This window comes from Streptomyces sp. NPDC045431, from assembly GCF_040646655.1.
Taxonomy (GTDB): Bacteria; Actinomycetota; Actinomycetes; order Streptomycetales; family Streptomycetaceae; genus Streptomyces.
Genome location: NZ_JBEZAQ010000005.1, coordinates 348,030 through 370,520, shown reverse-complemented (window position 1 = coordinate 370,520; position 22,491 = coordinate 348,030). Strand labels below are relative to the sequence as shown.

Here is a 22,491-nt window from a genome sequence, read left to right as displayed (position 1 = left end):
CCCGGTGAAGCTCTCAGGTTGAGATGACAGAGGGGGAGGCCGTCCGGGCACCCGCGCCATGGTGCCCCTCGCAGGTCGTGACGACCAGGAGGCCTCCGTAGATGACCGCCAACCGTACTCCGCTCTCCGAGCTTGAGCAGGGCATCCCCTTCGAGCAGCGGCACATCGGCCCCGACGCCGAGGCCCGCGCCAAGATGCTCGCGCAGGTCGGCTACGGCTCGCTCGACGAGCTCACCGCCGCCGCCGTGCCGGATGTGATCAAGACCGCCGAGGCGCTCGGCCTGCCGGCCGCGCGCACCGAGGCCGAGGTCCTCGCCGAGCTGCGCTCGCTCGCCGACCGCAACCAGGTGCTCGCCCCGATGATCGGGCTCGGCTACTACGGCACCTTCACGCCCCCGGTCATCCTGCGCAACGTCATGGAGAACCCCGCCTGGTACACGGCGTACACGCCCTACCAGCCGGAGATCTCGCAGGGCCGCCTGGAGGCGCTGCTCAACTTCCAGACCATGGTCGCCGACCTGACCGGCCTGCCCACCTCCGGCGCCTCGCTGCTCGACGAGGGCACCGCCGCCGCCGAGGCCATGTCGCTGGCCCGCCGCGTCGGCAAGGTCAAGGGCGGTGTCTTCCTCGTCGACGCCGACGCCCTGCCGCAGACCATCGCCGTCATCGAGACCCGGGCGGAGCCGACCGGTGTCGAGGTCGTCGTCGCCGACCTCGCCGAGGGCATTCCGGCGGAGGTGGCCGAGCGCGGTGTCTTCGGCGTGCTGATCCAGTACCCGGGCGCCTCCGGTGCCGTACGGGACATCAAGCCGGTCATCGACCGGGCCCACGAGCTCGGTGCCGTCGTCACCGTCGCCGCCGACCTGCTCGCGCTGACGCTGCTCACCTCGCCCGGCGAGCTGGGTGCCGACATCGCCGTGGGCACCACCCAGCGGTTCGGCGTGCCGATGGGCTTCGGCGGTCCGCACGCCGGCTACATGGCCGTGCGCGACACCTTCGCCCGCTCCCTCCCGGGCCGGCTCGTCGGCGTCTCCGTCGACGCCGACGGCAACCGGGCGTACCGCCTGGCGCTGCAGACCCGCGAGCAGCACATCCGCCGCGAGAAGGCCACCAGCAACATCTGCACCGCGCAGGTGCTGCTCGCCGTCATGGCCGGCATGTACGCCGTGTACCACGGCCCCGACGGGCTGAAGCAGATCGCCCAGCGCGTGCACCGGTACGCCACGATCCTCGCCGAGGGCCTGCGCGCGGGCGGCGTCGAGGTCGTCCACTCGAGCTTCTTCGACACCGTGACCGTCCGGGTGCCGGGCAAGGCCGCCGAGGCCGTCGCCGCCGCCCGCGAGAACGGCGTCAACCTCCGTCTCGTCGACGCCGACCACGTCTCGGTCGCCTGCGACGAGACCACCGGCCGCGCGCAGCTCGCCGCCGTGTGGGAGGCCTTCGGCGTACGCGGCGACATCGAGTCGCTGGACGCCGAGACCGCGGAGGCGCTGCCCGAGGCGCTGCTGCGCTCGGACGCGTACCTCACCCACCCGGTCTTCCACGCGCACCGCTCGGAGACCGCGATGCTGCGCTATCTGCGCAAGCTCGCCGACCGCGACTACGCGCTGGACCGGGGCATGATCCCGCTCGGCTCCTGCACGATGAAGCTGAACGCCACCACCGAGATGGAGCCGGTGACCTGGCCCGAGTTCGGTCAGATGCACCCCTTCGCGCCGGCCGACCAGGCGCAGGGCTACCTCACCCTCATCCGTGAGCTGGAGGAGCGCCTCGCCGAGGTCACCGGCTACGACAAGGTGTCGATCCAGCCCAACGCCGGTTCGCAGGGCGAGCTCGCCGGTCTGCTCGCGGTGCGCGCGTACCACCGCGCCAACGGCGACACGCAGCGCACCGTCTGTCTGATCCCGTCGTCCGCGCACGGCACCAACGCCGCCAGCGCCGTGATGGCCGGGATGAAGGTCGTCGTCGTCAAGACCGCCGACGACGGCGAGATCGACGTCGAGGACCTGCGCGCCAAGATCGAGCAGTACCGCGACGAGCTCTCCGTCCTGATGATCACCTACCCGTCGACGCACGGCGTCTTCGAGGAGCACGTCGCCGACATCTGCGCCCAGGTGCACGAGGCCGGCGGCCAGGTGTACGTGGACGGCGCCAACCTCAACGCGCTGGTCGGGCTGGCGAAGCCGGGCGAGTTCGGCGGCGACGTCTCGCACCTCAACCTGCACAAGACCTTCTGCATCCCGCACGGCGGCGGTGGCCCCGGCGTCGGTCCGGTCGGCGTCCGCGCCCACCTCGCCCCGTACCTGCCGAACCACCCGCTCCAGCCGGGCGCCGGCCCGGAGACGGGCGTCGGCCCGATCTCGGCCGCCCCGTGGGGCTCGGCCGGCATCCTGCCGATCTCGTGGGCGTACGTCCGGCTCATGGGCGGCGAGGGCCTCAAGCGCGCCACGCAGGTGGCGGTGCTCGCGGCCAACTACATCGCCAAGCGCCTGGAGCCGCACTACCCGGTGCTGTACACCGGCCCGGCCGGGCTCGTCGCGCACGAGTGCATCGTCGACCTGCGCCCGATCTCCAAGGCGACCGGCGTCAGCGTCGACGACATCGCCAAGCGCCTGATCGACTACGGCTTCCACGCGCCGACCATGTCGTTCCCGGTGGCCGGCACGCTGATGATCGAGCCGACCGAGAGCGAGGACCTGGCCGAGCTCGACCGGTTCTGCGACACGATGATCGCGATCCGCGGCGAGATCGAGAAGGTCGCCTCGGGCCAGTGGCCCGCCGAGGACAACCCGCTGCGCAACGCCCCGCACACCGCGGCCGCGCTGGGCGGCGAGTGGTCGCACGCGTACAGCCGTGAGGAGGCGGTCTTCCCGGCCGGGGTGTCCGCCGCGGACAAGTACTGGCCGCCGGTGCGCCGGATCGACGGCGCGTTCGGCGACCGCAACCTGGTCTGCTCGTGCCCGCCGCTGGACGAGTACGACCACTGACGGCGTCGGTCATGACGAAGGGCCGGTACGGATCACTCCGTACCGGCCCTTCGCGTGCGTCGGCCGGCTCAGGCGGCCGTCATGACCTGTGAGGTGCCGAGCGGTCGGTGCGGCGCGATGATCTGGCCGTCCGGCAGGAGTTCACCGGTGTCCTCGAAGAGGAGGACGCCGTTGCACAGCAGGCTCCAGCCCTGTTCCGGGTGGTGCGCCACCAGGCGGGCCGCCTCTCGGTCGGCGGAGTCGGCGGTCGGGCAGGGTGGCTGGTGCTGGCACATGGATGGGTTCTTTCGCTGCGGTGTGGTGTCTGTCCTGCGGCTCGATGCGGTGTTCATGGCCGCCCCCCGTAGTGTCGGTCGATCCGGTCCCAGTGTTGCCCCACGGGCGTCCGTCCGCAGGGATTTCGCGGCAGCTCTTCCTACTGCCTAAGGACGTATCACCCGTGCGGATGGTTCAACTCAAACCCCCTGTCCCTTCGGGTGGTTCGGGGTGGCCCCAGTGGGCTAGCCCGTACGGGCCACCCCGCGGCGTCACGCGGTTGACTCCAGCAGCGGCGGCGGTCCGAGGCGCAGCGTCAGGACCGGCAGCAGGTCCGCGACCCGGTACGGGAGGTGGGCGGCGATCCCGGGCGGCGCGGGCGCCAGCGGCACCAGCAGGTCCGTCGGGGCGGGGCTGCCGGTGGCCGGGTCGGCGTCCGGGTCGCCGTGCAGCCACAGCGTGAGCATGTACAGCTCCGGCACGGACAGCAGCCGTGGCTGGTAGTGCGTCGTCATCGTCTCGGCCTGGTGCAGGGCGCGCTCGGTCGAGGCGAGGTAGGGCCCCTCGAAGAAGTGCGAGAAGGCCCACCCGTCCGGGGTGAGCCTCGTGTCCGCGGCGGCGACGGGGCGGCCGCCGCCGCGGATCAGGAACCGCCAGCCGGTCAGGCGCGTGCGGGGCGCGCCGGCGGCCGGAACGACCTGGTCCCGTACGTCCAGCACGTCCAACACATGGACGGGCAGCGGGAGTTCGGGGCTCAGCGGTCCCTGGACGGACCGCAGAGCGGGGGTGTGGGCCTCACGGACGGCGGCGGAACCGAGGGCCATGAGAACACTGCGAAGGGCGGGCGCGGGTGCCTGGGAGACATGGAGCGGCATGGTTGGGTCGCCTCTCACTCAAGAGACAGGTGATGCGGGGGAGGTGCGGACGGCGCTGTCGGCGACGGGGTCAGAGGGCGGGCCGGTGCGGGGGCCGTCGGGCCATGGCCGGGCGCCGACTCTCTGCCTCGTTCGCGGAGTTTATACGACGCGTGTTCACGTGATGTTTCCGCTAGCTGTCGCCGATATTGCGAACAAGCCCGGATCGGGACTTTGTTATGCGGAGTTTCTGTAGATTTCCCGTGAACCCCACCGCCCCGGCCTGCGCCGCTGCTCAGAGCGCGGTCGGCCGAATCTCGCCGGTGTTTATCATCGGAAGTCAGCGGGACTTGCCCGTGGTAACCACGCGCTGCGGCTTGCCCCCGGAATGTGCCGGACGGTCTTCCTATCCAGCCTACCCGCCACACGGTGTCGGCGGGGGCGTTACAGATCAGTCCGGCTGGGCATTATCGTCCGTGACGCGGGCGGCCGACGCCGCGCGCCACCCACGAGGAGGGACGCTTCGATGGGGGAGAAGGTCGTGGCGGGCGCGTTCGACCTGTCCGATCGGCAGAGGTATCGCCACAAGCTCCAGCAGTGTCTTACGGCCCTTGAGCGACTCCTCGCCGAGAAGAGGTTCGACCGCCCCAAGAATCTGATGGGCTTGGAGATCGAGTTGAATCTGGTGGGCTCGGACGGCCTGCCGCGGATGATGAATGCCGAGGTGCTGGAGCGCATCGCGAGCCGGGATTTCCAAACGGAACTCGGAATGTTCAACCTGGAAGTGAACATCGCCCCGCACCGGCTCGGCGGCCGTGTTTTCGATCAGCTCGCCGAGGAGCTGCGCACCGGCCTCGGGTACGCGCACCGCAAGGCCCAGGAGGTCGACGCCGGGATCGTGATGATCGGGATCCTGCCCACGCTCACCGAGGGCGACCTCGTCTCCGGGAACCTGTCGGACGTCGACCGGTACATGCTGCTCAACGACCAGATCGTGGCCGCGCGGGGCGAGGACTTCGCGCTCGACATCGAGGGCGTCGAGCACCTCAGCTCCACCGCCGGCTCCATAGCGCCCGAGGCCGCCTGCACCTCCGTACAGCTGCACCTCCAGGTCACGCCGGCGCGGTTCCCGGACGTGTGGAACGCGGCGCAGGCCATCGCCGCCGTCCAGGTCGCCGTCGGCGCCAACGCGCCGTTCCTCTTCGGGCGCGAGGTGTGGCGGGAGTCCCGGCCGCCGCTGTTCACGCAGGCCACCGACACCCGGCCGCCCGAGCTCCAGGCGCAGGGCGTACGGCCGCGGACGTGGTTCGGCGAACGGTGGGTCTCCTCTGCGTACGAGCTGTTCGAGGAGAACGTGCGGTACTTCCCCGCCCTCCTGCCCATCTGTGACGACGAGGAGCCGCTGCGGGTCCTCGACGGCGGCGCCGTACCGTCCCTCCACGAGCTGGTCCTGCACAACGGCACGGTCTACCGCTGGAACCGGCCGGTGTACGGGGTGGTCGACGGCGTACCGCACCTGCGGGTGGAGAACCGGGTGCTGCCGGCGGGGCCGACCGTCGACGACGTACTGGCCAACGCCGCCTTCTACTACGGGCTCGTACGGGCCCTGGCGGAGGAGGCGCGGCCGCTGTGGCGGCGGATGCCGTTCGCGGACGCGGCCGCCAACTTCGACACCGCGTGCCGGTACGGCATCGACGCCGAGCTGCGCTGGCCCCGCCCGGGGCGCGGCGGCGGGATCACGACCGTACCGGCGGTGAAGCTCGTACGGGACGAGCTGCTGCCGCTCGCGTCGGCGGGGCTCGACGCGTGGGGCATCGAGCGCGCGGACCGCGACCGGTACCTGGGGATCATCGAGGAGCGGTGCAAGCGGCGGGTGAACGGCGCGTCCTGGCAGGTGGAGACGTTCCACCGGGCGCTGGGGGCGGGCCTGGGGCGCGAGGCCGCGCTGGCCGCGACCACGCGCCGCTACTGCGAGCTGATGCGGCGGGGCGAGCCCGTGCACACCTGGCCGGTGGGGTTCCCGGCGCCGTAGGGTCTGTCTTCCGGATCAAGCCGGGGCAGTGAAGTGGAGACAGGTGTGCAGGCAGAGGCGGGGCGCGTGGCCGATTCCCTTCCCGAGGAGGGGGCGGGGGGCTCTCGAAGGATCGTCCGTTCCGAGCTGCTGCTCGTCCTGGCCCTCTCGCTCGGGGCCAGTGCGGTCGCCTCGCTGATCAGCTTCGTCGGGGCGCTGACGAAACCGGGCGGCCTGAAGGACCAGGCGGCCCACCTCAACAGCTCGGCGGCGCCCGGGCGGCCCTGGCTCGACCTCGCCTGGCAGCTGTTCGGCATCGCGACGGCGCTCGTCCCGGTCCTGCTCGTGGCTCACCTGCTGCTCAGGGAGGGGGCCGGCCTGCGCGCCATCGGCTTCGACCGCCGCAGGCCGTGGAGCGACCTGGGCCGCGGGGCGCTGGTCGCGGCGGGCATCGGCAGCGCGGGCCTGGCCTTCTACCTGGTGGCGCGGGCAGCCGGGTTCAACCTGACCGTCGTCCCCGAGTCGCTGCCCGAGGTGTGGTGGAAGTACCCGGTACTGATCCTGTCGGCGGTGCAGAACTCCGTGCTGGAGGAGGTCATCGTCGTCGGATACCTGCTCCGCAGGCTCGGCGGGCTCGGCTGGACGCCACTGGCGGCGCTGGTGGCGAGCGCGGTGCTGCGCGGCTCGTACCACCTGTACCAGGGCATCGGCGGCTTCGTGGGCAACATGGTGATGGGCGCCGTCTTCGTGGTGCTGTACCGGCGGTGGGGGCGGGTCGGCCCGCTGGTGGTGGCGCACGCGCTGCTCGACATCGTGGCGTTCGTCGGGTACGCGCTCCTCAAGGGGCAGGTGGGGTGGTTGCCCGTCGAGTGACGGGACCCCTGGTGGAGGGGCGGGGCGTACGGCGGTGCCGTCGCACGCCCCTTCGCCGTCTCAGGGGAGCAGGTCGCCCTCGATGACCGTCACCGCGTGGCCCGTGAGCAGGGTGCGCGTGCCGCGCAGTGCGGTGCGGACCAGGCCGGTGCGGGCGCCGCCCTGGAAGCCGGTCAGCTCGTCGCGGCCCAGGCGCCGCGACCAGAACGGCGCGAGCGCGGTGTGCGCGCTGCCCGTCACCGGGTCCTCGGCGATGCCGAGCGCCGGGAAGAAGCAGCGGGAGACGAAGTCGTAGCCGCCGTCCGGTTCCGCGGCGGCGGCCGTGGCGATGACGCCCCGCTCCGACAGGCCGGCCAGCGCCGCCAGGTCCGGCGCCAGGGAGCGTACGGCCCGCTCGTCCGCCAGCTCCACCAGCAGGTCGCCGATGTGCGCGGCGGTGTCGTGTACGGAGACGACGTCGGCGCCGAGCGCCTTCGCGAGCCCGTCCGGCGCGGGCACCGGCGTCAGCGTGGAGGTCGGGAAGTCCAGCGTGACCGAGCCGTCCGCCGCGGCCGTGGCCGACAGGACGCCGCAGCGTGCCGCGAAGCGGACCGTGCCGGTCGCGCGGCCGGTGGTGTGCAGGACGTGCGCGGTGGCGAGGGTCGCGTGGCCGCACATGTCGACCTCGGCGACCGGGGTGAACCAGCGCAGCGCCCAGTCCGCATCGCCGCCGGGCGGGAGCGGGTGGGCGAAGGCGGTCTCGGAGAGGTTGACCTCGGCGGCCACCTTCTGGAGCCAGTGGTCGTCCGGGAAGGCGTCGAGGAGGAGTACCCCTGCCGGGTTGCCGGAGAAGGGGCGGTCGGTGAAGGCGTCGACGATTCGAATCCGCATGGAGCTGACGGTAGGGGGACGGCGAAGCGGCGGGCCAAGGCCAATCCGGGGTCGCTGGACTCGATGTCCCGTCGGAGATCGGGAGGCACGAACGGCTGCGCAGGCGAGTGCGCTGTCGGAACGATTGCCTAGCGACGTGTTCCGATATATCGTTGAAGCATCGCGAGCAGTCAACGATCGAGGGAGTGTAAGAGATGCGTTCAGCTGAGCACGGACATGGACACGGGCACGGACACGCGCATGGTCATGGCCATGGGCGCGGGCCCGGCTGGGGCGGGGAGCCCGGCGGCTTCGAGAGGCTGCGTGCCGCCTTCGGGCCGTTCGGGCCGGGCTTCGGCGGCGGCCCCTTCCGCGGTGGGCCGTTCGGTGGTGGGCCCGGGCGCGGAGGCGGCCGGGGCAGGGCACGGCGCGGCGACGTCCGCGCCTCGATCCTGGCGCTGCTGAAGGACCGCCCGATGCACGGCTACGAGATGATCCAGGAGATCGCCGAGCGCAGCGGCGGGGCCTGGCGGCCCAGCCCCGGCTCGGTCTACCCGACCCTCCAGCTGCTGGAGGACGAGGGGCTGATCGTCAGCGAGAGCGAGGGCGGCAAGAAGCTGTTCACCCTGAGCGACGCCGGACGGGCGGAGGCCGAAGCCGGGCCCGACGCGCCCTGGGAGGAGGCCGGGCGCGGGGTCGACTGGGAGGCGCTGAACGAGATCCGGCAGGCCGGTGCCGGCCTGTTCGAGGCGTTCGGGCAGGTCTGGAAGACCGGCAACGCCGAGCAGCGGCAGAAGGCCCTCGCCGTCGTCAACGACGCCCGCAAGAAGCTCTACCTGATCCTCGCCGACGAGGACTGACCCACCCCGTGGGCACGGCGGGTTCCGCGACGGGCTCCGTTCGCGGGACCCGCCGTCGGTGTCAACCGCTGCCGCAGATCGGTGACTTACCGAAGTCGTCTCAACAGGTGTCATAGCCTTTACGCTCCTGACCGGCTGCTGCCATGATGTGCCGATGCACGCGTCTCAGGGGAGAAGCGCCGGCCTGGGACTCGCCCTGGCCTCGGCCTTCGCATTCGGTGGATCAGGTGTCGCGGCCAAGCCGCTCATCGAAGCGGGTCTCGACCCGCTGCACGTGGTGTGGCTACGGGTGACGGGCGCCGCGCTCGTCATGCTGCCCGTCGCCTGGCGTCACCGTGACCTGCTGCGCCGCAAGCCCTTCCTGCTGGCCGGCTTCGGGCTGCTCGCCGTGGCCGGCGTACAGGCCTGCTACTTCGCCGCGCTCTCCCGTATCCCCGTCGGGGTCGCCCTGCTGATCGAGTATCTCGCCCCCGCGCTCGTCCTCGGCTGGGTGCGGTTCGTCCAGCGCCGGCCCGTGACGCGCGCCGCCGCCGTCGGCGTGGTCCTCGCGGTCGGGGGCCTCGCCTGCGTGGTGGAGGTGTGGGCCGGGCTGAGCTTCGACCTGCTGGGGCTGCTGCTGGCGCTCGGCGCCGCCTGCTGCCAGGTCGGCTACTTCGTCCTGTCCGACCAGGGCTCCGACGAGGCCGAGCCCGCCGATCCGCTCGGCGTCATCGCGTACGGGCTGCTCATCGGCGCCCTCGTGCTCACCGTCGTCGCGCGCCCCTGGGGCATGGAGTGGTCCGTGCTCGGCGGCACCGCCGACATGGGCGGGACCGAGGCCCCGGCCTGGATGCTGCTCGGGTGGATCGTGCTGATCGCGACGGTTCTCGCGTACGTCACCGGGATCGTCGCCGTGCGCAGGCTCTCGCCGCAGGTGGCGGGCGTGGTGGCGTGCCTGGAGGCGGTCATCGCGACCGTACTGGCGTGGGTGCTGCTGCGGGAGCACCTGTCGGCGCCGCAGATCTTCGGCGGCGCGGTCGTACTCGTCGGGGCCTTCATCGCGCAGTCGTCGACGCCCAAGGCCGCCCCGGCCGAGCCCGTGGCGGGGTCGGAGCCGCCCGAGGCGGGGGCCGGGAACCAGGTGGCCGCCGGGCGGGCCGCCCCGTAAGGTGACGATCATGCATTCGACCGTGCTGCCGCCTCCCGCCGCGTAAACGCGGGCGGGACTCTCACCAGCCTCGTCTGACGAGGACCGGGCTCGGGGCCCAGGGGCCCCGAGCGGTTCGTCGCTGCCCGCGTACGGAGTCAAGCGGCCACCTTTCCCGTTCTTCGTACGGAGACGTCACGTGTCGAATCCCTCCATGGCCCTGCCCGTCGGGCGGAGCCTCCTTTATCTGATCGTCGCCGGAGTGGCGTGGGGCACCGCCGGAGCCGCTGCCTCGCTCGTGTTCCGGGTCAGCGATCTCGGGCCTCTCGCCCTGTCGTTCTGGCGCTGCGCCGGCGGGCTCCTCCTGCTGCTCGGCGCGCTGGCGCTGCGCCGTCGGCCCGCGGCCCGCAGTGCGGAGCCCCGGCGGCGCCGGGTGCTGCGCATCCTCGCCACGGGGATCGGGCTCACCGTCTTCCAGAGCGCCTACTTCGCGGCGGTCCAGCTGACCGGGCTCGCCGTGGGCACCGTCGTCACGCTCGGCGCCGGCCCCGTGCTCATCGCGCTCGGGGCGCGGCTGGCCATGGGCGAGCGCCTCGGCCGCGGCGGGTCCGTCGCCGTCCTGGGGGCGCTCGCCGGGCTGTGCGTGATGGTCCTCGGCGACGGCACCGGACAGGTCCACCCCGTGGGGGTCGCCCTGGCGGTCCTGTCGGCGGCCGGGTACGCGGCGATCACGCTGCTGACGCGGTGGCTCGGCCGGGACGGCGGCGGCGGGGACCCGCTCCTCACGACGGTGTGGGCCTTCGCGATCGGTACCGTGGGCCTGCTGCCGATGGCGGCGGCGGAGGGGCTGCTGCCGCACACGGCCGAATTCGGCCGGGTCGTGGTGTTGTTGGCGTACATCGCCGCGGTGCCGACCGCGCTGGCGTACGCGCTGTACTTCGCCGGGGCGGCGGTCGTGCGGGCCGCGACCGTGTCGGTGATCATGCTCTTGGAGCCGGTGAGCGCGGCGGTCATCGCGGTGGCGGTGCTCGGTGAGCGGCTGACGGCGGCCACGGTGACCGGGACGCTGCTGTTGCTGACGGCGGTCGCCGGGCTGGCGGCCGCGGAGGCACGGGCCGCGTCGGTGGTACGGGCGCGGCGGCGCGCGGCGGCGGCCTGAGGCTCCGCGTTCGGGCCCCCGCGTTCGGGCCCCCGTGCCCGTGCGGGCGCGGGGGCCGCGTACGTGAACGTGTCCCGTACGGACTCGCTCCCCGGGCTCAGAGCGCGGAGAGGTACGCGGGCAGCGCGATGGACGGGTCCAGGTCGTCGGCCGGTATCGGGGCGCCGTAGGTGGTGCTCAGCGGGATGACGCCGGTCCAGTGGGGGAGGCCGAGGTCCTCGGGGTCGTCGTTCGGGCCGCCGGTGCGCACCTTGGCGGAGACCTCGGTGAGGTCGAGGCGCAGGACGGCGGTGGCGGCGAGCTCCTTGGTGTTGGCGGGGCGGGAGTCGTGCGAGCGGCCGGGGATGGCGTGGTCGACGAGCGCGTCGAGCGCGGTGGTCTTCTCCTCGGGGTCGGTCACCTGGTGGGCGATGCCGTGGACCACGACGGAGCGGTAGTTGAGGGAGTGGTGGAAGGCGGAACGGGCCAGGACCAGGCCGTCGACGTGGGTGACGGTCAGGCAGACCGGAAGGCCCGGGTCGGGCTTGCCCGCCATGCGCAGGGGGCGCGATCCGGTCGAGCCGTGGACGTACAGGCGCTCGCCGACGCGGCCGTAGAGGGTCGGCAGGACGACGGGCCTGCCGTCGCGGACGAAGCCGAGGTGGCAGACGTACGCCGCGTCGAGGATCGAGTGCACCAGCGCGCGGTCGTACGAGGCGCGCTCGCGGGCGCGGGTGAGGACGGTACGGTCGGTCGGCTCGTACGCGGCCTGCCCGTGAGAGGTCGGCTCGTGGGCGACGGTGGTCTCCGGCATGGCGGACTCCATTGCACTAGTGCATAATGTCGTTTGTGCTAGGAGACTATCGGATCGTAGGGCGCCGTGCATCCGAGATCGCCGCGAGCGTCGAGCAGGGCGTCGGTACGGGCCGGCTGCAGCCCGGGCAACTGCTGCCTCCCATGCGGGAGTTGGCGTCAGAACTGGGGGTCAATCCCAATACGGTGGCGGCCGCGTACCGCACCCTGCGCGAGCGGGGAGTGATCGAGACGGCCGGGCGCCGGGGCAGCCGGGTCCGGCCCCGTCCCGCCACCACGGTGCGCGGGTCGCTCCGGATCGACGCCCCCGAGGGCGTACGGGGCGTGGGGGAGGGCAACCCCGATCCGGCGCTGCTGCCACCGCTCGCGGAGGCGCTGGCGGCCGCGGCGCGGCGCAACGCCGAGGAGCCCGTGCTGTACGGCCGGGCGCCCGTGGACGAGGACCTCGCGCGGCTCGCGCGCGCCGCGCTGGACGCCGACGGGGTGCCGGACGGGCCGATCGCCGTGATGTCCGGTTCGCTGGACGCCACCGAGCGGGTCCTCGCCGCGCATCTGAAACCGGGGGACGCGGTCGCCGTCGAGGACCCCGGCTGGGGCTCGCTCCTCGACCTCGTACCGGCGCTGGGGCTGCGGACCGTGCCCGTCGCCGTCGACGACGAGGGGCCGTTGCCCGGCGCGGTCGACGGTGCGCTGCGCGACGGCGCGCGGGCGCTCATCGTGACCTGCCGGGCGCAGAACCCGACGGGCGCGGCGGTGAGCGCCGCCCGCGCCGCGGAACTGCGCGAGGTGCTCCGCGGGCGCCGCGACGTCCTGCTGGTCGAGGACGACCACGGGCACGGCTTCGTCGACCTGCCGGCGCATCCGCTGGCGGGCGCGACGGACCGCTGGGCGTTCGTGCGGTCGGTCGCCAAGGCGTACGGGCCCGATCTGCGGCTCGCCACGCTCACCGGGGACGCCGTCACCATCGACCGGGTGCTGGGGCGCCAGGGGCTCGGTCCCGGCTGGGTGAGCCTGCTGCTCCAGCGCGCGGTCGTCCACCTGTGGGAGACGGGCGAGGTGGACACACGGGCGGTCGCGCGGGCGTACGCCGAGCGGCGTGACGCGCTCGTACGGGCCCTCGCGCGCCGCGGTGTCGAGGCGCACGGCCGCAGCGGCATGAACGTGTGGGTGCCGGTGGCCGATGAGACCGGGGCGGTGGCCCGGATGTTGCACGCCGGATGGGCGGTCGCCCCCGGCGCGCGCTTCCGCATCGCGGCGGGGCCGGGGATCCGGGTCACCGTCTCCGGGCTGGCGGCGGCCGACATCGAGGCGCTGGCCGACGCGGTGGCGGCGGCCGCCGGGCCGATGTCGTCGCGCGGTTACGCCTGAGACCGCCCGCTGCGGCCGGCGCGGCTCTGGGTGAGGGCCGCGCCCGCCAGCACGATGAGGGCGCCGACCGGGGTGTTCCAGGTGAGCCGCTCGTCCAGGAGCGTCACACCGGCGGCGGTGGCGATGACGGGGATGAAGTAGGTGACCATCTGGGCCGTGGTCGGGCCGACCTCGGTGACGATCGTGTACTGGAGCAGCACGGCCAGGCCCGTCCCCAAGGCGCCCAGCGCGGCCACCGCGAGCAGCGGAAGGACCGGGAACGCCTGCGGCCACGAGGTGAACAGCGGGGTGACGGCCGCCAGTTGCAGCGTGGCCAGGAACAGCTGCGCACCGGTGAGGGAGAGGTGCGACTCGCTGCGGCCCGCGAGCGTACGGCGGACGTAGATCCAGCCGACGGGGTAGCTGAGCGAGGCGAGCAGCGCCATGGCCGTGCCGGTGACGTCCAGTCCGGAGAAGCCCTGCCAGGCGCCGAGGACGGTCAGGACACCGAGGAAACCGATGCCGAGCCCCGCGACGCGGCGGCGGGTGGGCCGGTCCTCGGAGAGGGCGACCAGCGACAGGAGCATGCCCCACAGGGGCGAGGTGGCGTTGCAGATGCCGGCGAGCGTCGAGGGGATCGTCAGCTCGGCGTACGCGAAGAGCGAGAACGGCAGCGCGTTGAGGAGGAACCCCGCCACCGCCAGGTGACCCCATGTACGGGCGCCGCGCGGCAGGGCGGTGCGCTTCACCGCCATCGCGACCGCGAGCACCGCCGTACCGAACAGCAGGCGGCCGAAGGTGACGTGGAACGGGGCGTACGCCTGGGTGCCCACCTTGATGAGGAGGAAGCTGAAGCCCCAGATGAGGGCGAGCACCGCGAAGCGGATGCGCCAGTCCAGGGAGCGGCGGGGGGTGACGGCTGCGGGGTCCGCGGGGGTCGGGGTGGCCGACCGTGGCGCGGAGGAGGTTGCGGTGCTCATGCCGACCACTGTGGACGCTATGACGTCGTAGAACAAGCGAGATCTTGTCGACGGCTTCGCTTAGCATTGCTTACATGTTGAACCTGGAACGCCTGCGGACCCTGGACGCCGTCGCCCGCCACGGCTCGGTGACCGGCGCGGCCGACGGACTGCACGTGACGACGTCGGCCGTCTCCCAGCAGCTCGCCAAGCTGGAACGCGAGGTCGGACAGCAGCTGGTGGCCAAGAACGGGCGCGGGGTGCGGCTCACCGACGCGGGCCGGCTGCTGGCCGATCACGCGGCGCGGATCCTCTCCCAGGTCGAGCTCGCGCAGGCGGACATCGAGGCCCAGCGCGGGCAGGTGGTGGGCGAGGTGCGGGTGGCCGGCTTCCCGACCGCCGCGCGCGGGCTGTTCCCGGCGGCGATCAGCCGTCTGCGCCGCGATCACCCCGACCTGTGCGTGCGCACCAGCGAGCTGGAGCCCGAGCGTGGCATCGAGCACGTGATGCGCGGTGACATGGACCTCGCGGTGGTGCTGGACTGGAGCAACAAGCGGATGCCGATGCCCGCCGCGCTGGCGCGCGAACCGCTGCTGGACGACGCCGCCGACATCGCGGTACCGGCCGGCCATCCGCTGGCGGGGCGGGCGGAGGTCGACCTGGAGGACTTCGCCGACGACGACTGGGTGTCGTGGCCGCAGGGCGAATTCTGTTACGAGTGGCTGATGTTCACGCTGCGGTCGAAGGGCATCGAGCCGCGCATCGCCCACCTGGCCGGGGAGCACCACACCCAGCTCGCCCTCATCCAGGCGGGGCTGGGTGTGTGCGTCACGCCCCGGCTCGGGCGCGGTCCCGTGCCGGAGGGCGTCACGCTCGTGCCCGTACGGCAGCAGGTGCGCCGGCACATCTACGCGGTGTGGCGCACGGACGCGGACCGGCGCCCCTCGATCCGGGCGGCGGTGGAGGCGCTGCGGGAGGTGGGGCGGGCGGTCGGCAGCTGAGGACGGCGCTGCGGCGCTGCCGCGGGGCGTAGGGCGTGGGGCGCGGGCGTCGCCCGGCGGGGTGGAGGCGTGCCCTGGCCGAGCACGGCGGCGGCGCGGGATCCCGCTCCGGCTCCGGATGGGGATGCGGTGGGCGGGGCCGGGCGCCGGTACTGGCGCCGGTCCGGTCCCTCGCGGCGGTCGACCGCGGGGGAGCGGGGCCGGCCACGGCCCGACGTGGAGGCACGGGAGCGGCCCCGCCCGGCTGCCGGGCCGAGTGGGTCATCGCGAGGATCCCCTCCGTGCACCCCCGCGATGACCCGGCCGCGCCTTCCCCGCCTCGGACCGCCTGCCGTCACGCCAGCTTGATTGAGTCGCCTTCGACCTTGATGGACGCCGCCGGGAGCGGTGACGTGGCCGGGCCCGCCTTGACGCTGCCGTCCGTCGCGTCGAACTTCGAGCCGTGGCACGGGCAGTTGATGACCCCGTCCGCCACGTCCTTCACCGCGCAGCCCGCGTGGGTGCACTTGGCGGAGAACGCCTTGAACTCGCCCGCCCTCGGCTGCGTCACCACGACCTCGCCGAAGACCTTTCCCCCGCCCTCCGGGATGTCGGCCGTCTTCGCGAGCACCTGCCCCGAGCCGCCCGCGCCCCCGGACCCTCCGGTGGTGCCGCTCCCGGCGGCCGGCTGTCCGGCACCGGACGGGGCCGGGCTGTCCGAGCCCCCGCACGCGGTGAGCACGGCGGCCAGCCCCGCCCCGCCCGCCGCCGCGACGACGGTACGGCGCCCCACCGTGCCGGTGGTCCCCTGCGATCCGGTCATCCCGGTTTCCCTTCCACGATGATGAGAACGTCACCCAGGGGTACGGGGCGGCCGGGCCGGGCGTTCAGCCGCTCAGCGACCTTTTGCGGAAGTCGAGTTCGAGCACGAGCTGGTTGCCGACCGCGCTAACGGAGTCAGGGAGGGGCGCTCGTCGTTCTCCGGCTGGACGTCGGGTGGCCGAGGAAGCGCTCCCCCACGTGCGTGTCGTACACCGCCGGCCTGTCGGCGTCGCGCCCGCGACCGCCGCGTGGAACACGTCCGGGCGGTGCTGGACTTCGCCGACGGCGAGGCAACCGCCGTACGACCAGCCCTGGATCGCCACCTGGTCCAGGTTCAGCTCCCGGTACGCCTCCAGCCAGTGACGGATCTCCGTGCGGCCGCGCCCGTCGTGACCGCCTGTTCGAGGGCGGTCGTGACGGCCGCGCGGTCCTCCGACGGGATGTCGTGCGCTCCTCGCCGACCTGTACGGTCGGCCGGTCCTGCGGCGGCGCGCTTTGGACGTCGTCCTTACGCCGATTGGCCGCCGCGTGGCGCGCACTCGGCGGGCCTCGGATGTTTTGACACACGAGTCCAGGCGATTCCCGGCCACAATGACGCATTAACTGTCCTGAATTGATCGAGTGATCCAGGTCACACGTGAATTCTTGTTGACGATCGTTGAATGGCCTGCGTAGGTTCTCCGCAAGAAGCAGTGAAGAGGGGGGGTGCAGAAAATGGACGCGAACAACATTGTTGAGGTCGCCACCCAGGACGACCGTGACGACTTCGAGTTCGAGCAGGAGTCGCTTAGCGACGTTCTTGCCGTCGTGCACCGCTGCTGAAAATAGGGATGCCCGGCCGGTGACCGGCCGGGCATTCCGATGCGCATCCCTGTGTCAGGGATATTCGGGGAGTGCCATGTCCGCTGAAATTACTTTCGCGCTCGACTCCATGCCGTTGAGCGTCGATTTCTCGTGGCCCGTCGATTATGACGGAAGGCTCATCGGTGAGGCTCTGGTGCGGACTCTCCTGACAGAGGGCGCGGTCGGGTCGGGGGCGGCCCATTCGCCCCGGGCGTATGACGATGGCCGCCGCTGGCGAGTGACGTTGGATACGTCGCTGACCTGGTCCGACGGTGTACCGCTCGAAGCGAGCCATGCCGAGCGGGCCGTCCGGCGTATTGCGCGGAAACCCGGTTCATGGCTTGCCTCTCTCCTGAGTAAGAAGGAGGGCGAGGAACCCGTAACGGTGGTGGACAGGGAAACGGTCGAGTACCGGTTCGAGCACCCCACCTCCTTTGCGGACGGATTTTTCACGCTTCCGCAGTTGGCGCCCTTGCGTCCCGGCTCCGGAAAGCTGAACGGCCCTAGCCTCGGCGACTTCACCTTCACCTCGGCCTTGCCCGATCGCATTGTCTTGTCGAGGAGGCGCGATAGGTCGGAGCGGTGGCCTCAGGGTCCCGGAAAACTCGGGTTTCAGCACTACCCATCGCTCCAGAAAGCCCTCGACGCCTATGCCGAAGGCCTGGTGGACATTTCCTCTGCCACCAGTTTCGGAATCCCTGAAGCGACCCGATTCGCAGGACATCCGAACTTGCTGAAGCGGAACATCTCCATCTTCGGCAGCATCGAATTCGGCGACCGTGTGAACGCTGTCACCGGGGCCGTCCGCAGGGTCGTCGGAGCTGCCGTGGACCGGGATCGCATCGTTGACGGCTGTGCGGGCCTGGTGGCGCCGTACTGGTCGCAGACTGCTCCGTGGTGTGATGCGTACGAGCTGCCCGCCGACCTCGCGGCGGCCTCTCACGCTCCGACCCGCCGTGAGGTCGAGGACGTCCGGCGGGTGCTCGGCGAGACGGTGGATTTCGCCTATGCCGACTTCAGCCCGAACCAGACGGTCGTCGGGCTGGTGCGTGAGCAACTCCGCGAGACCTTCGGGATCGACGCCGTCCTCCGGCCGCTCAGCTACCAGGATTACGTGAAAGCGGTAATCAAAAGGGACTACGGCCTGCTCTATACCCTGACAGCGGCCGAGTTCCCCCACCCGGCCGCCTTGCTGGCGACGTGGCGGTCCGACCGGCCGGCGGCTGTGCACAGCGGATTCGCCGACCCGGTACTGGACCGGCTCATCGACGAGGCGTCCGTGCAGACCGATCCGCTCAGGGCTCCGCGTTTTTGGCAGGACGCCGACCGGCGGTGGCTTGACAGGATGCCGCGGGTGCCGCTCGTGCAGGTGCGGGCGCACTGTGTCCACTCGCAGCGGGTGACGCGACTGAGCCTGAACTCCACGGGCCTCGTCGACTTCAGCGGTCTGGCCCTTTCTTCCCAGTCGACGGACCTCACAGCGACGGAGCGGTACAGCACATGAGCTCAAGCACCGATACGCCACCGGGTGAGCAGGCCGTGCCTTCCGTCCACCTGGTCTTCCCACCCATGGTGGAAACCAACTTCGGGAGCATCTACCCCGCTTCCGCCGTCCTCGCCGGCTACCTGAAGGAACAGGGGCTGGCCGCAGGGCAGGAGGATCTGAACGAGGCCTTCGCGGAGTTCTTGCTGAGCCCGGACGTCATCGCGCCGCTCGGCAGGGGAGCCGTTGCCGGCGTCTCGAGGGATTCGCTGTGCGCCGCCGCCGCTCGCTGGGCCGAGAGCAACCGCGCCTTGCTGATCGACGAGCGGGGGTGTCATCACTTCGGCGCCGACAGCACGTACGGCTGGGTGATGGAGATCCTTGCGCAGCCGTTCGCCGTCAACCCGGACACCGCGGTCTTCAACGCCTCTGACTACCCGCGTGAAGCGGCCTTCTACCAGGACTTCTACGCGTGGTCCGGGATCGCTGAGAAGATCCCGCGGGAGGTGGGCCTGGTCGGCATCACCGTGGCCATGGGCCCGCAGATGTATCCCGCACTCGTGCTGGTGGAGCTGCTCAAGTCGGTGCGACCCGACCTTCGGATCGTCCTGGGCGGCGCCACCCTGAGCCTCATGCAGCCTTCCGACCTGGAGGACTTCATCCGGGCGAATCCGGGGGTGGACTGCGTTGTGCGCTTCGACGGGGAGTACCCCCTGGCTGAACTGGCCCGCCAGGTGTGTGACGGGGTGTGGCGGCCGCAGGCCGTGCCCGGCGTGTCCACGATGACTGCCGACGGAGACGTGGTCCACGTGGATCCGGGAGTCGGCCCCAACCTCAACACCTTGCCGCGTCCGGAGTATGCGCGTAGCGCATTGGCGAGACTCGCCACTCCCACCCTCAGCATCACCCAGGCTCGCGGCTGCTACTGGGGTAAGTGCGACTACTGCGACTTCGTCGAACTCTACGGTGGTAGCCAGCCGTTCCGAGGCCGCCACCCGGACAAGTTCACCGACGAGGTGCAGTGGCTGGCCGAGGAGTTCGGTGTCCGCCGCTTCAACTTCGTCACCGAGTCCATCCCTCCCGCCTTCGCGCGCAGGATGAGCGAGGAATTCATCCGGAGGGGCCTGGACGTCACGTGGAACTCCTTCGCCATGGTCGATCGCAGGTTCGACCGGGAGTTGCTCCGGAGCATGGTCGAGTCGGGCTGCGAGTTTCTGGTCATCGGCCTGGAGACCATGGTCACGCGGGTGCTCAAGCTCGTGCGCAAGTCGGCGGACCGAGAGGAGAATGTCAGGTTCCTCAGGGACGCCCGTGACGTGGGGATGCGGCTGAAGGTCAATCTCATTCCCGACCTTCCCTCGACCACGTACGAGGAAGCTCTCGCCGCCCTGCGGGACATGGAGGACCTGGCCGACTGCGTGGACTCCGTCTCCGTCTTTCCCTTCGAGGCCACGCGGTCGTCGAACGTGGGCCGGGAGCCGGAGCGATTCGGACTGGTGCCGCTGACCCGGACGGATGTCGTCGGTCAGTCCCAGTACGCGCTGAACCATCTGCACAACACGGACCCGGCGATGACGCGGGAACAGCGCGAGGAGGTGTACCAGCGCTATCGCGAGTTCGCGCGGGCGGTGTCCACGAGGACCAAAACCTCCGAGTTCGCCGCCGCCGATATCGCCAGGCCCGGGGAGCTGGTCCGCATGCCGGTCGAGCAACTCGACCTCTTGGACCTCGGGGACAAGCTCGTGTGCACCCACATGGGAACACGCAACCGGCTCACCCTGCCGCGTGCCGCGTCCCGTCTGCTCGCTCCGCACCTCACCGGGCAGCCGTTCAATGTGCCCGAGCGGACGGCCGTGAGCGCCGGCCTCACCCCGGACGCGGCCCGGCGGTTCGCCGAACTCGGCATGCTCGTGCCTGCGGGCGGGGGGAAGGGCGCCGCAGGTGACTGAGCCGGACACCGAAGCGGCTCCCCTGCGCCTCGCCGAGACCGTAGTCGTCTCCGTCGAACCGGACAGCGTCCGCCTCATCCGCGGCGCGGAGGTCCTGCGGATCAGAGGTTCCGTCGACCGGCTCGCCCCGGTGATCGACGCCCTGAGGGGGGAGGGTGTGCGACTCTCCGGCGTTCCTCACGAGGCGACGCTCCATCGTGTGACCAGCCGTCTGGAGCGGTTGGGCTGGCTCTCGCAGCACGATCCCGAAGCGCGTCGGGGCACTGCCGTGGAGCGGCAGCTCGGCTACCTGACCATGTTCGGCTCCGACGCGGTTGCGATGCAGGAGCGCATCGAACGCAGTAGGGTCGCGGTTCTGGGTGCGGGCGCGGTCGGCGGGGTCGTCGCCCAGCACCTGGTCGGATCGGGGGTCCGGTTCCTGTGGCTGGTCGACCACGACCGCGTGGAGCGGCACAATCTCAATCGCCAGTTCTTGGCGGGGTGGGACGATGTCGGCCTGCCCAAGACCAGCGTGGCCTCCCGCGCGTTGCGCCGGTTGGCTCCGGATGCCGAGATTCGTCCCGTCGACGCGTTCGTGGAACGGCCGGAGGACCTCCACGCTCTGCCGGAAGGACTCGACCTCCTGGTCGTCGCTGCCGACACGCCACCGGATATCGTCGGCATCGCGTGGCGCTGGGCGGCGCCTCGGGGGGTGCCGATCGCCGTGGCGGCCGTGGGGCTCGGATCAGGTTATTGGGGCCCCGTACTCGATCCCGGCAAGGGGCACTGCTGGCATTGCTTCGAAAGGGTCCGTACCTCTCTGCTCACTCCCGAGGACCTGGCTCTGGAGCGTGACAGCCCGGCTCCGACTCCATACTCGTTCGGGCCGGCCAACACCGTGGTCTCTGCTCTCCTGGCCCATGAGGTTATATGCTTTCTCGCCACCGGCCACTGTTCGATCAGTAATCGGCGGGGTTATTTCAACTTTTCCGGCGGAGCTACCTCTTTCCTTGAAGGTGGGGAATGCGGCTGTCATTTCGCCGACTCTTTGAAAGGTAAGATCATTGGCTAAGTCGAGCCTGGCGAAGACTGGGTTCTTCAGCCTTTGGGCCGCTGAATCCGTATCGCTGGCCGGGTCGCAGATCACCCTCTTCGCTCTGCCGCTGGTGGCCGTTCTCACGCTCGATGCGGGCGCTTGGGAAATGGGCCTTCTGACCACGGCGGGTTCGCTGTCCATTCTGTTGTTCGGGCTCTCCATAGGAGTGTGGGTGGACCGCTTCGAGCGGCGCAACCTCATGCTGCTGGCCAATGCTGTGCGGGGACTTGCTGTCCTCTCCGTTCCGGTCTTCTTCTGGCTCGATTCCCTCTCCCTCGGACTGCTTCTGCTCGTCGCCTTCGTCGTGGGCGCGATGAGCCTGCTCTTCGACAGTGCCATGGTGCCGTACCTGCCTCGACTGGTGGGGAAAGACGATATTTCCCGCGCAAATTCGTGGATGCAGGGAACTCAGTCCGTCGGGGACGTCGCCGGGCCCGGTGTCGGCGGTGTCCTCGTCCAGATCATGAGCGCGCCTGTGGTGCTCGTCGTCGACGCCGTGAGTTATCTCATCAGCAGCGTGATACTCGGCAGGCTGCCCAAGGCCGCACCCCTCAAGGGCGAGACGGACAGTGGCGATTCCCACGGGGCCGCTGTGCGGGCGGGGCTGAAGATGCTGTGGGGTAGCCCCATTCTCAGGCCCCTCGCCCTGGCGGCCGCGCACTTCAATATATTCACGGCCGTTTTCTTCGCTCTGTTCACCTTGTACGCCGTACGCGTATTGGGGTTCAGCGTTTTCCTGATCGGCGTGATCACCACGGTCAGCGGGGTGGCCGGGCTGCTCGGATCTGCTGCGGCGGTTCGTCTCGGCAACCGCTTCGGTCTAGGCCGCGTCATGCTCATCAGCTATGCGGTACCCGGCCTGGCAGGCCTTCTCGTTCCCTTTGCGGAGAACCGCGGGGCTGTGGTCGGCGCCGTCATGGTGGGCACGGGCCTCTTCGTCTGGACCTTCTTCGTCGTCATCCTGCTGATCATGGGAATGTCCCTGCAGCAGCAACTCGTTCCCGACGCCTACCTCGGAAGGGTGAGTTCGTCCTTCAGGTTCATCAGCTGGGGAGTCGAACCCGTCGGTGGCCTCGTGGCCGGTGTCCTGGGGACTTCCCTGCTGGGTCTGCGAGGAACGCTGATCGTCGCTTCGGTGGGCATCGCACTCTCCGCCCTCTGGCCCCTCTTCGGTCCCGTCCGTACGTTGCGTGAGGTTCCGAGTGGGGCCGGATACGAAGCCGTCTCCGATCCGGCGCACAGCAGGGGAACGGAAAACTGAAGACGC

General features: G+C 71.1%; 18 protein-coding genes and 1 pseudogene. 12 read left to right on the top strand and 7 right to left on the bottom strand.

Annotation, left to right across the window (positions count from 1 at the left end):
• Window positions 1-101 precede the first annotated feature (101 nt).
• Window positions 102-2,987 carry an aminomethyl-transferring glycine dehydrogenase gene (gene gcvP / locus AB0A69_RS15330; RefSeq protein ID WP_361420757.1) on the top strand — a complete coding sequence of 962 codons (2,886 nt, stop codon included), beginning with the start codon at window positions 102-104 and terminating at the stop codon, window positions 2,985-2,987.
• A gap of 68 nt (window positions 2,988-3,055) precedes the next feature.
• Here the strand turns inward: gcvP and AB0A69_RS15325 are convergent, their stop codons facing one another.
• Both AB0A69_RS15325 and AB0A69_RS15320 read right to left on the bottom strand, forming a co-directional pair.
• Window positions 3,056-3,262: a DUF5999 family protein gene (locus AB0A69_RS15325; protein ID WP_361420754.1), complete on the bottom strand. Its 207-nt coding sequence runs from the start codon at window positions 3,260-3,262 to the stop codon at window positions 3,056-3,058.
• A 252-nt stretch (window positions 3,263-3,514) separates the two neighbouring features.
• On the bottom strand, window positions 3,515-4,117 hold the full coding sequence (locus AB0A69_RS15320) for a hypothetical protein (protein WP_361420751.1): 603 nt from the start codon (window positions 4,115-4,117) through the stop codon (window positions 3,515-3,517).
• A 505-nt stretch (window positions 4,118-4,622) separates the two neighbouring features.
• Here AB0A69_RS15320 and AB0A69_RS15315 point away from each other — a divergent pair.
• Window positions 4,623-6,128 (top strand): glutamate--cysteine ligase, encoded by a 1,506-nt coding sequence (locus AB0A69_RS15315; protein WP_361420748.1) that lies wholly within the window; start codon window positions 4,623-4,625, stop codon window positions 6,126-6,128.
• Between the two features lie 66 nt (window positions 6,129-6,194).
• Complete coding sequence (locus AB0A69_RS15310) at window positions 6,195-6,980, top strand: CPBP family intramembrane glutamic endopeptidase (RefSeq protein WP_361420745.1); 786 nt, start codon at window positions 6,195-6,197, stop codon at window positions 6,978-6,980.
• A 60-nt stretch (window positions 6,981-7,040) separates the two neighbouring features.
• Here AB0A69_RS15310 and AB0A69_RS15305 read toward each other — a convergent pair whose 3' ends face one another.
• Complete coding sequence (locus tag AB0A69_RS15305; protein WP_361420742.1) at window positions 7,041-7,850, bottom strand: PhzF family phenazine biosynthesis protein; 810 nt, start codon at window positions 7,848-7,850, stop codon at window positions 7,041-7,043.
• Between the two features lie 194 nt (window positions 7,851-8,044).
• On the opposite strand from AB0A69_RS15305, the gene AB0A69_RS15300 reads away from it, so the two are divergent.
• From AB0A69_RS15300 to AB0A69_RS15290, 3 genes are all read left to right on the top strand, one after another.
• Entirely contained in the window at window positions 8,045-8,689 is a 645-nt protein-coding gene (locus AB0A69_RS15300) for a PadR family transcriptional regulator (protein WP_361420739.1), read from the top strand.
• A 154-nt stretch (window positions 8,690-8,843) separates the two neighbouring features.
• Window positions 8,844-9,836, top strand: a complete 993-nt coding sequence (locus AB0A69_RS15295) for an EamA family transporter (RefSeq protein ID WP_361420736.1) — start codon at window positions 8,844-8,846, stop codon at window positions 9,834-9,836.
• Between the two features lie 178 nt (window positions 9,837-10,014).
• A complete protein-coding gene (locus tag AB0A69_RS15290; RefSeq protein ID WP_361420733.1) occupies window positions 10,015-10,974 on the top strand; it encodes an EamA family transporter in 960 nt (319 codons plus the stop codon).
• A gap of 97 nt (window positions 10,975-11,071) precedes the next feature.
• Here the strand turns inward: AB0A69_RS15290 and AB0A69_RS15285 are convergent, their stop codons facing one another.
• The gene (locus AB0A69_RS15285; protein ID WP_361420730.1) at window positions 11,072-11,767 is read right to left on the bottom strand and encodes a pyridoxamine 5'-phosphate oxidase family protein; all 696 of its coding nucleotides are present in this window, start codon (window positions 11,765-11,767) and stop codon (window positions 11,072-11,074) included.
• Window positions 11,768-11,802: 35 nt separating this feature from the next.
• Here AB0A69_RS15285 and AB0A69_RS15280 point away from each other — a divergent pair, with 35 nt between their 5' ends.
• Window positions 11,803-13,134: an aminotransferase class I/II-fold pyridoxal phosphate-dependent enzyme gene (locus AB0A69_RS15280; protein ID WP_361420727.1), complete on the top strand. Its 1,332-nt coding sequence runs from the start codon at window positions 11,803-11,805 to the stop codon at window positions 13,132-13,134.
• On the opposite strand, the gene AB0A69_RS15275 is transcribed toward AB0A69_RS15280, so the two are convergent.
• Window positions 13,125-14,093, bottom strand: a complete 969-nt coding sequence (locus AB0A69_RS15275) for a DMT family transporter (RefSeq protein ID WP_361420724.1) — start codon at window positions 14,091-14,093, stop codon at window positions 13,125-13,127. The genes AB0A69_RS15280 and AB0A69_RS15275 overlap by 10 nt on opposite strands.
• 74 nt (window positions 14,094-14,167) lie before the next feature.
• On the opposite strand from AB0A69_RS15275, the gene AB0A69_RS15270 reads away from it, so the two are divergent.
• Window positions 14,168-15,073, top strand: coding sequence for a LysR family transcriptional regulator (locus tag AB0A69_RS15270; RefSeq protein ID WP_361420721.1), 906 nt, complete (start codon window positions 14,168-14,170; stop codon window positions 15,071-15,073).
• 334 nt (window positions 15,074-15,407) lie between these two features.
• Here AB0A69_RS15270 and AB0A69_RS15265 read toward each other — a convergent pair whose 3' ends face one another.
• Both AB0A69_RS15265 and AB0A69_RS15260 read right to left on the bottom strand, forming a co-directional pair.
• The gene (locus tag AB0A69_RS15265; RefSeq protein ID WP_361420718.1) at window positions 15,408-15,875 is read right to left on the bottom strand and encodes a Rieske (2Fe-2S) protein; all 468 of its coding nucleotides are present in this window, start codon (window positions 15,873-15,875) and stop codon (window positions 15,408-15,410) included.
• 170 nt (window positions 15,876-16,045) lie between these two features.
• Window positions 16,046-16,212, bottom strand: a pseudogene (locus AB0A69_RS15260) (prolyl oligopeptidase family serine peptidase); the annotation flags it as partial.
• Window positions 16,213-16,772: 560 nt separating this feature from the next.
• On the opposite strand from AB0A69_RS15260, the gene AB0A69_RS15255 reads away from it, so the two are divergent.
• From AB0A69_RS15255 to AB0A69_RS15240, 4 genes are read left to right on the top strand one after another with little or no spacing between them, the layout of a single operon-like run.
• Complete coding sequence (locus AB0A69_RS15255) at window positions 16,773-18,221, top strand: ABC transporter substrate-binding protein (protein ID WP_361420715.1); 1,449 nt, start codon at window positions 16,773-16,775, stop codon at window positions 18,219-18,221.
• Window positions 18,218-20,149, top strand: coding sequence for a radical SAM protein (locus tag AB0A69_RS15250; RefSeq protein WP_361420712.1), 1,932 nt, complete (start codon window positions 18,218-18,220; stop codon window positions 20,147-20,149). Before AB0A69_RS15255 ends, AB0A69_RS15250 begins: the two co-directional genes overlap by 4 nt.
• Entirely contained in the window at window positions 20,142-21,200 is a 1,059-nt protein-coding gene (locus tag AB0A69_RS15245) for a ThiF family adenylyltransferase (protein WP_361420709.1), read from the top strand. The genes AB0A69_RS15250 and AB0A69_RS15245 overlap by 8 nt, the downstream gene beginning before the upstream one ends.
• Complete coding sequence (locus AB0A69_RS15240) at window positions 21,193-22,485, top strand: MFS transporter (RefSeq protein WP_361420706.1); 1,293 nt, start codon at window positions 21,193-21,195, stop codon at window positions 22,483-22,485. Before AB0A69_RS15245 ends, AB0A69_RS15240 begins: the two co-directional genes overlap by 8 nt.
• Window positions 22,486-22,491 lie beyond the last annotated feature (6 nt).

Excerpts from the sequence above, each read along its gene's own strand:
- AB0A69_RS15265 (WP_361420718.1), bottom strand. The coding sequence starts at position 15,875 with ATGACCGGATCGCAGGGGACCACCGGCACGGTGGGGCGCCGTACCGTC.
- AB0A69_RS15315 (WP_361420748.1), top strand. The coding sequence starts at position 4,623 with ATGGGGGAGAAGGTCGTGGCGGGCGCGTTCGACCTGTCCGATCGGCAG.
- AB0A69_RS15275 (WP_361420724.1), bottom strand. The coding sequence starts at position 14,093 with ATGAGCACCGCAACCTCCTCCGCGCCACGGTCGGCCACCCCGACCCCC.
- AB0A69_RS15320 (WP_361420751.1), bottom strand. The coding sequence starts at position 4,117 with ATGCCGCTCCATGTCTCCCAGGCACCCGCGCCCGCCCTTCGCAGTGTT.
- AB0A69_RS15325 (WP_361420754.1), bottom strand. The coding sequence starts at position 3,262 with ATGTGCCAGCACCAGCCACCCTGCCCGACCGCCGACTCCGCCGACCGA.
- AB0A69_RS15270 (WP_361420721.1), top strand. The coding sequence starts at position 14,168 with ATGTTGAACCTGGAACGCCTGCGGACCCTGGACGCCGTCGCCCGCCAC.
- AB0A69_RS15300 (WP_361420739.1), top strand. The coding sequence starts at position 8,045 with ATGCGTTCAGCTGAGCACGGACATGGACACGGGCACGGACACGCGCAT.
- AB0A69_RS15305 (WP_361420742.1), bottom strand. The coding sequence starts at position 7,850 with ATGCGGATTCGAATCGTCGACGCCTTCACCGACCGCCCCTTCTCCGGC.
- gcvP (WP_361420757.1), top strand. The coding sequence starts at position 102 with ATGACCGCCAACCGTACTCCGCTCTCCGAGCTTGAGCAGGGCATCCCC.
- AB0A69_RS15255 (WP_361420715.1), top strand. The coding sequence starts at position 16,773 with ATGTCCGCTGAAATTACTTTCGCGCTCGACTCCATGCCGTTGAGCGTC.
- AB0A69_RS15250 (WP_361420712.1), top strand. The coding sequence starts at position 18,218 with ATGAGCTCAAGCACCGATACGCCACCGGGTGAGCAGGCCGTGCCTTCC.
- AB0A69_RS15295 (WP_361420736.1), top strand. The coding sequence starts at position 8,844 with ATGCACGCGTCTCAGGGGAGAAGCGCCGGCCTGGGACTCGCCCTGGCC.
- AB0A69_RS15285 (WP_361420730.1), bottom strand. The coding sequence starts at position 11,767 with ATGCCGGAGACCACCGTCGCCCACGAGCCGACCTCTCACGGGCAGGCC.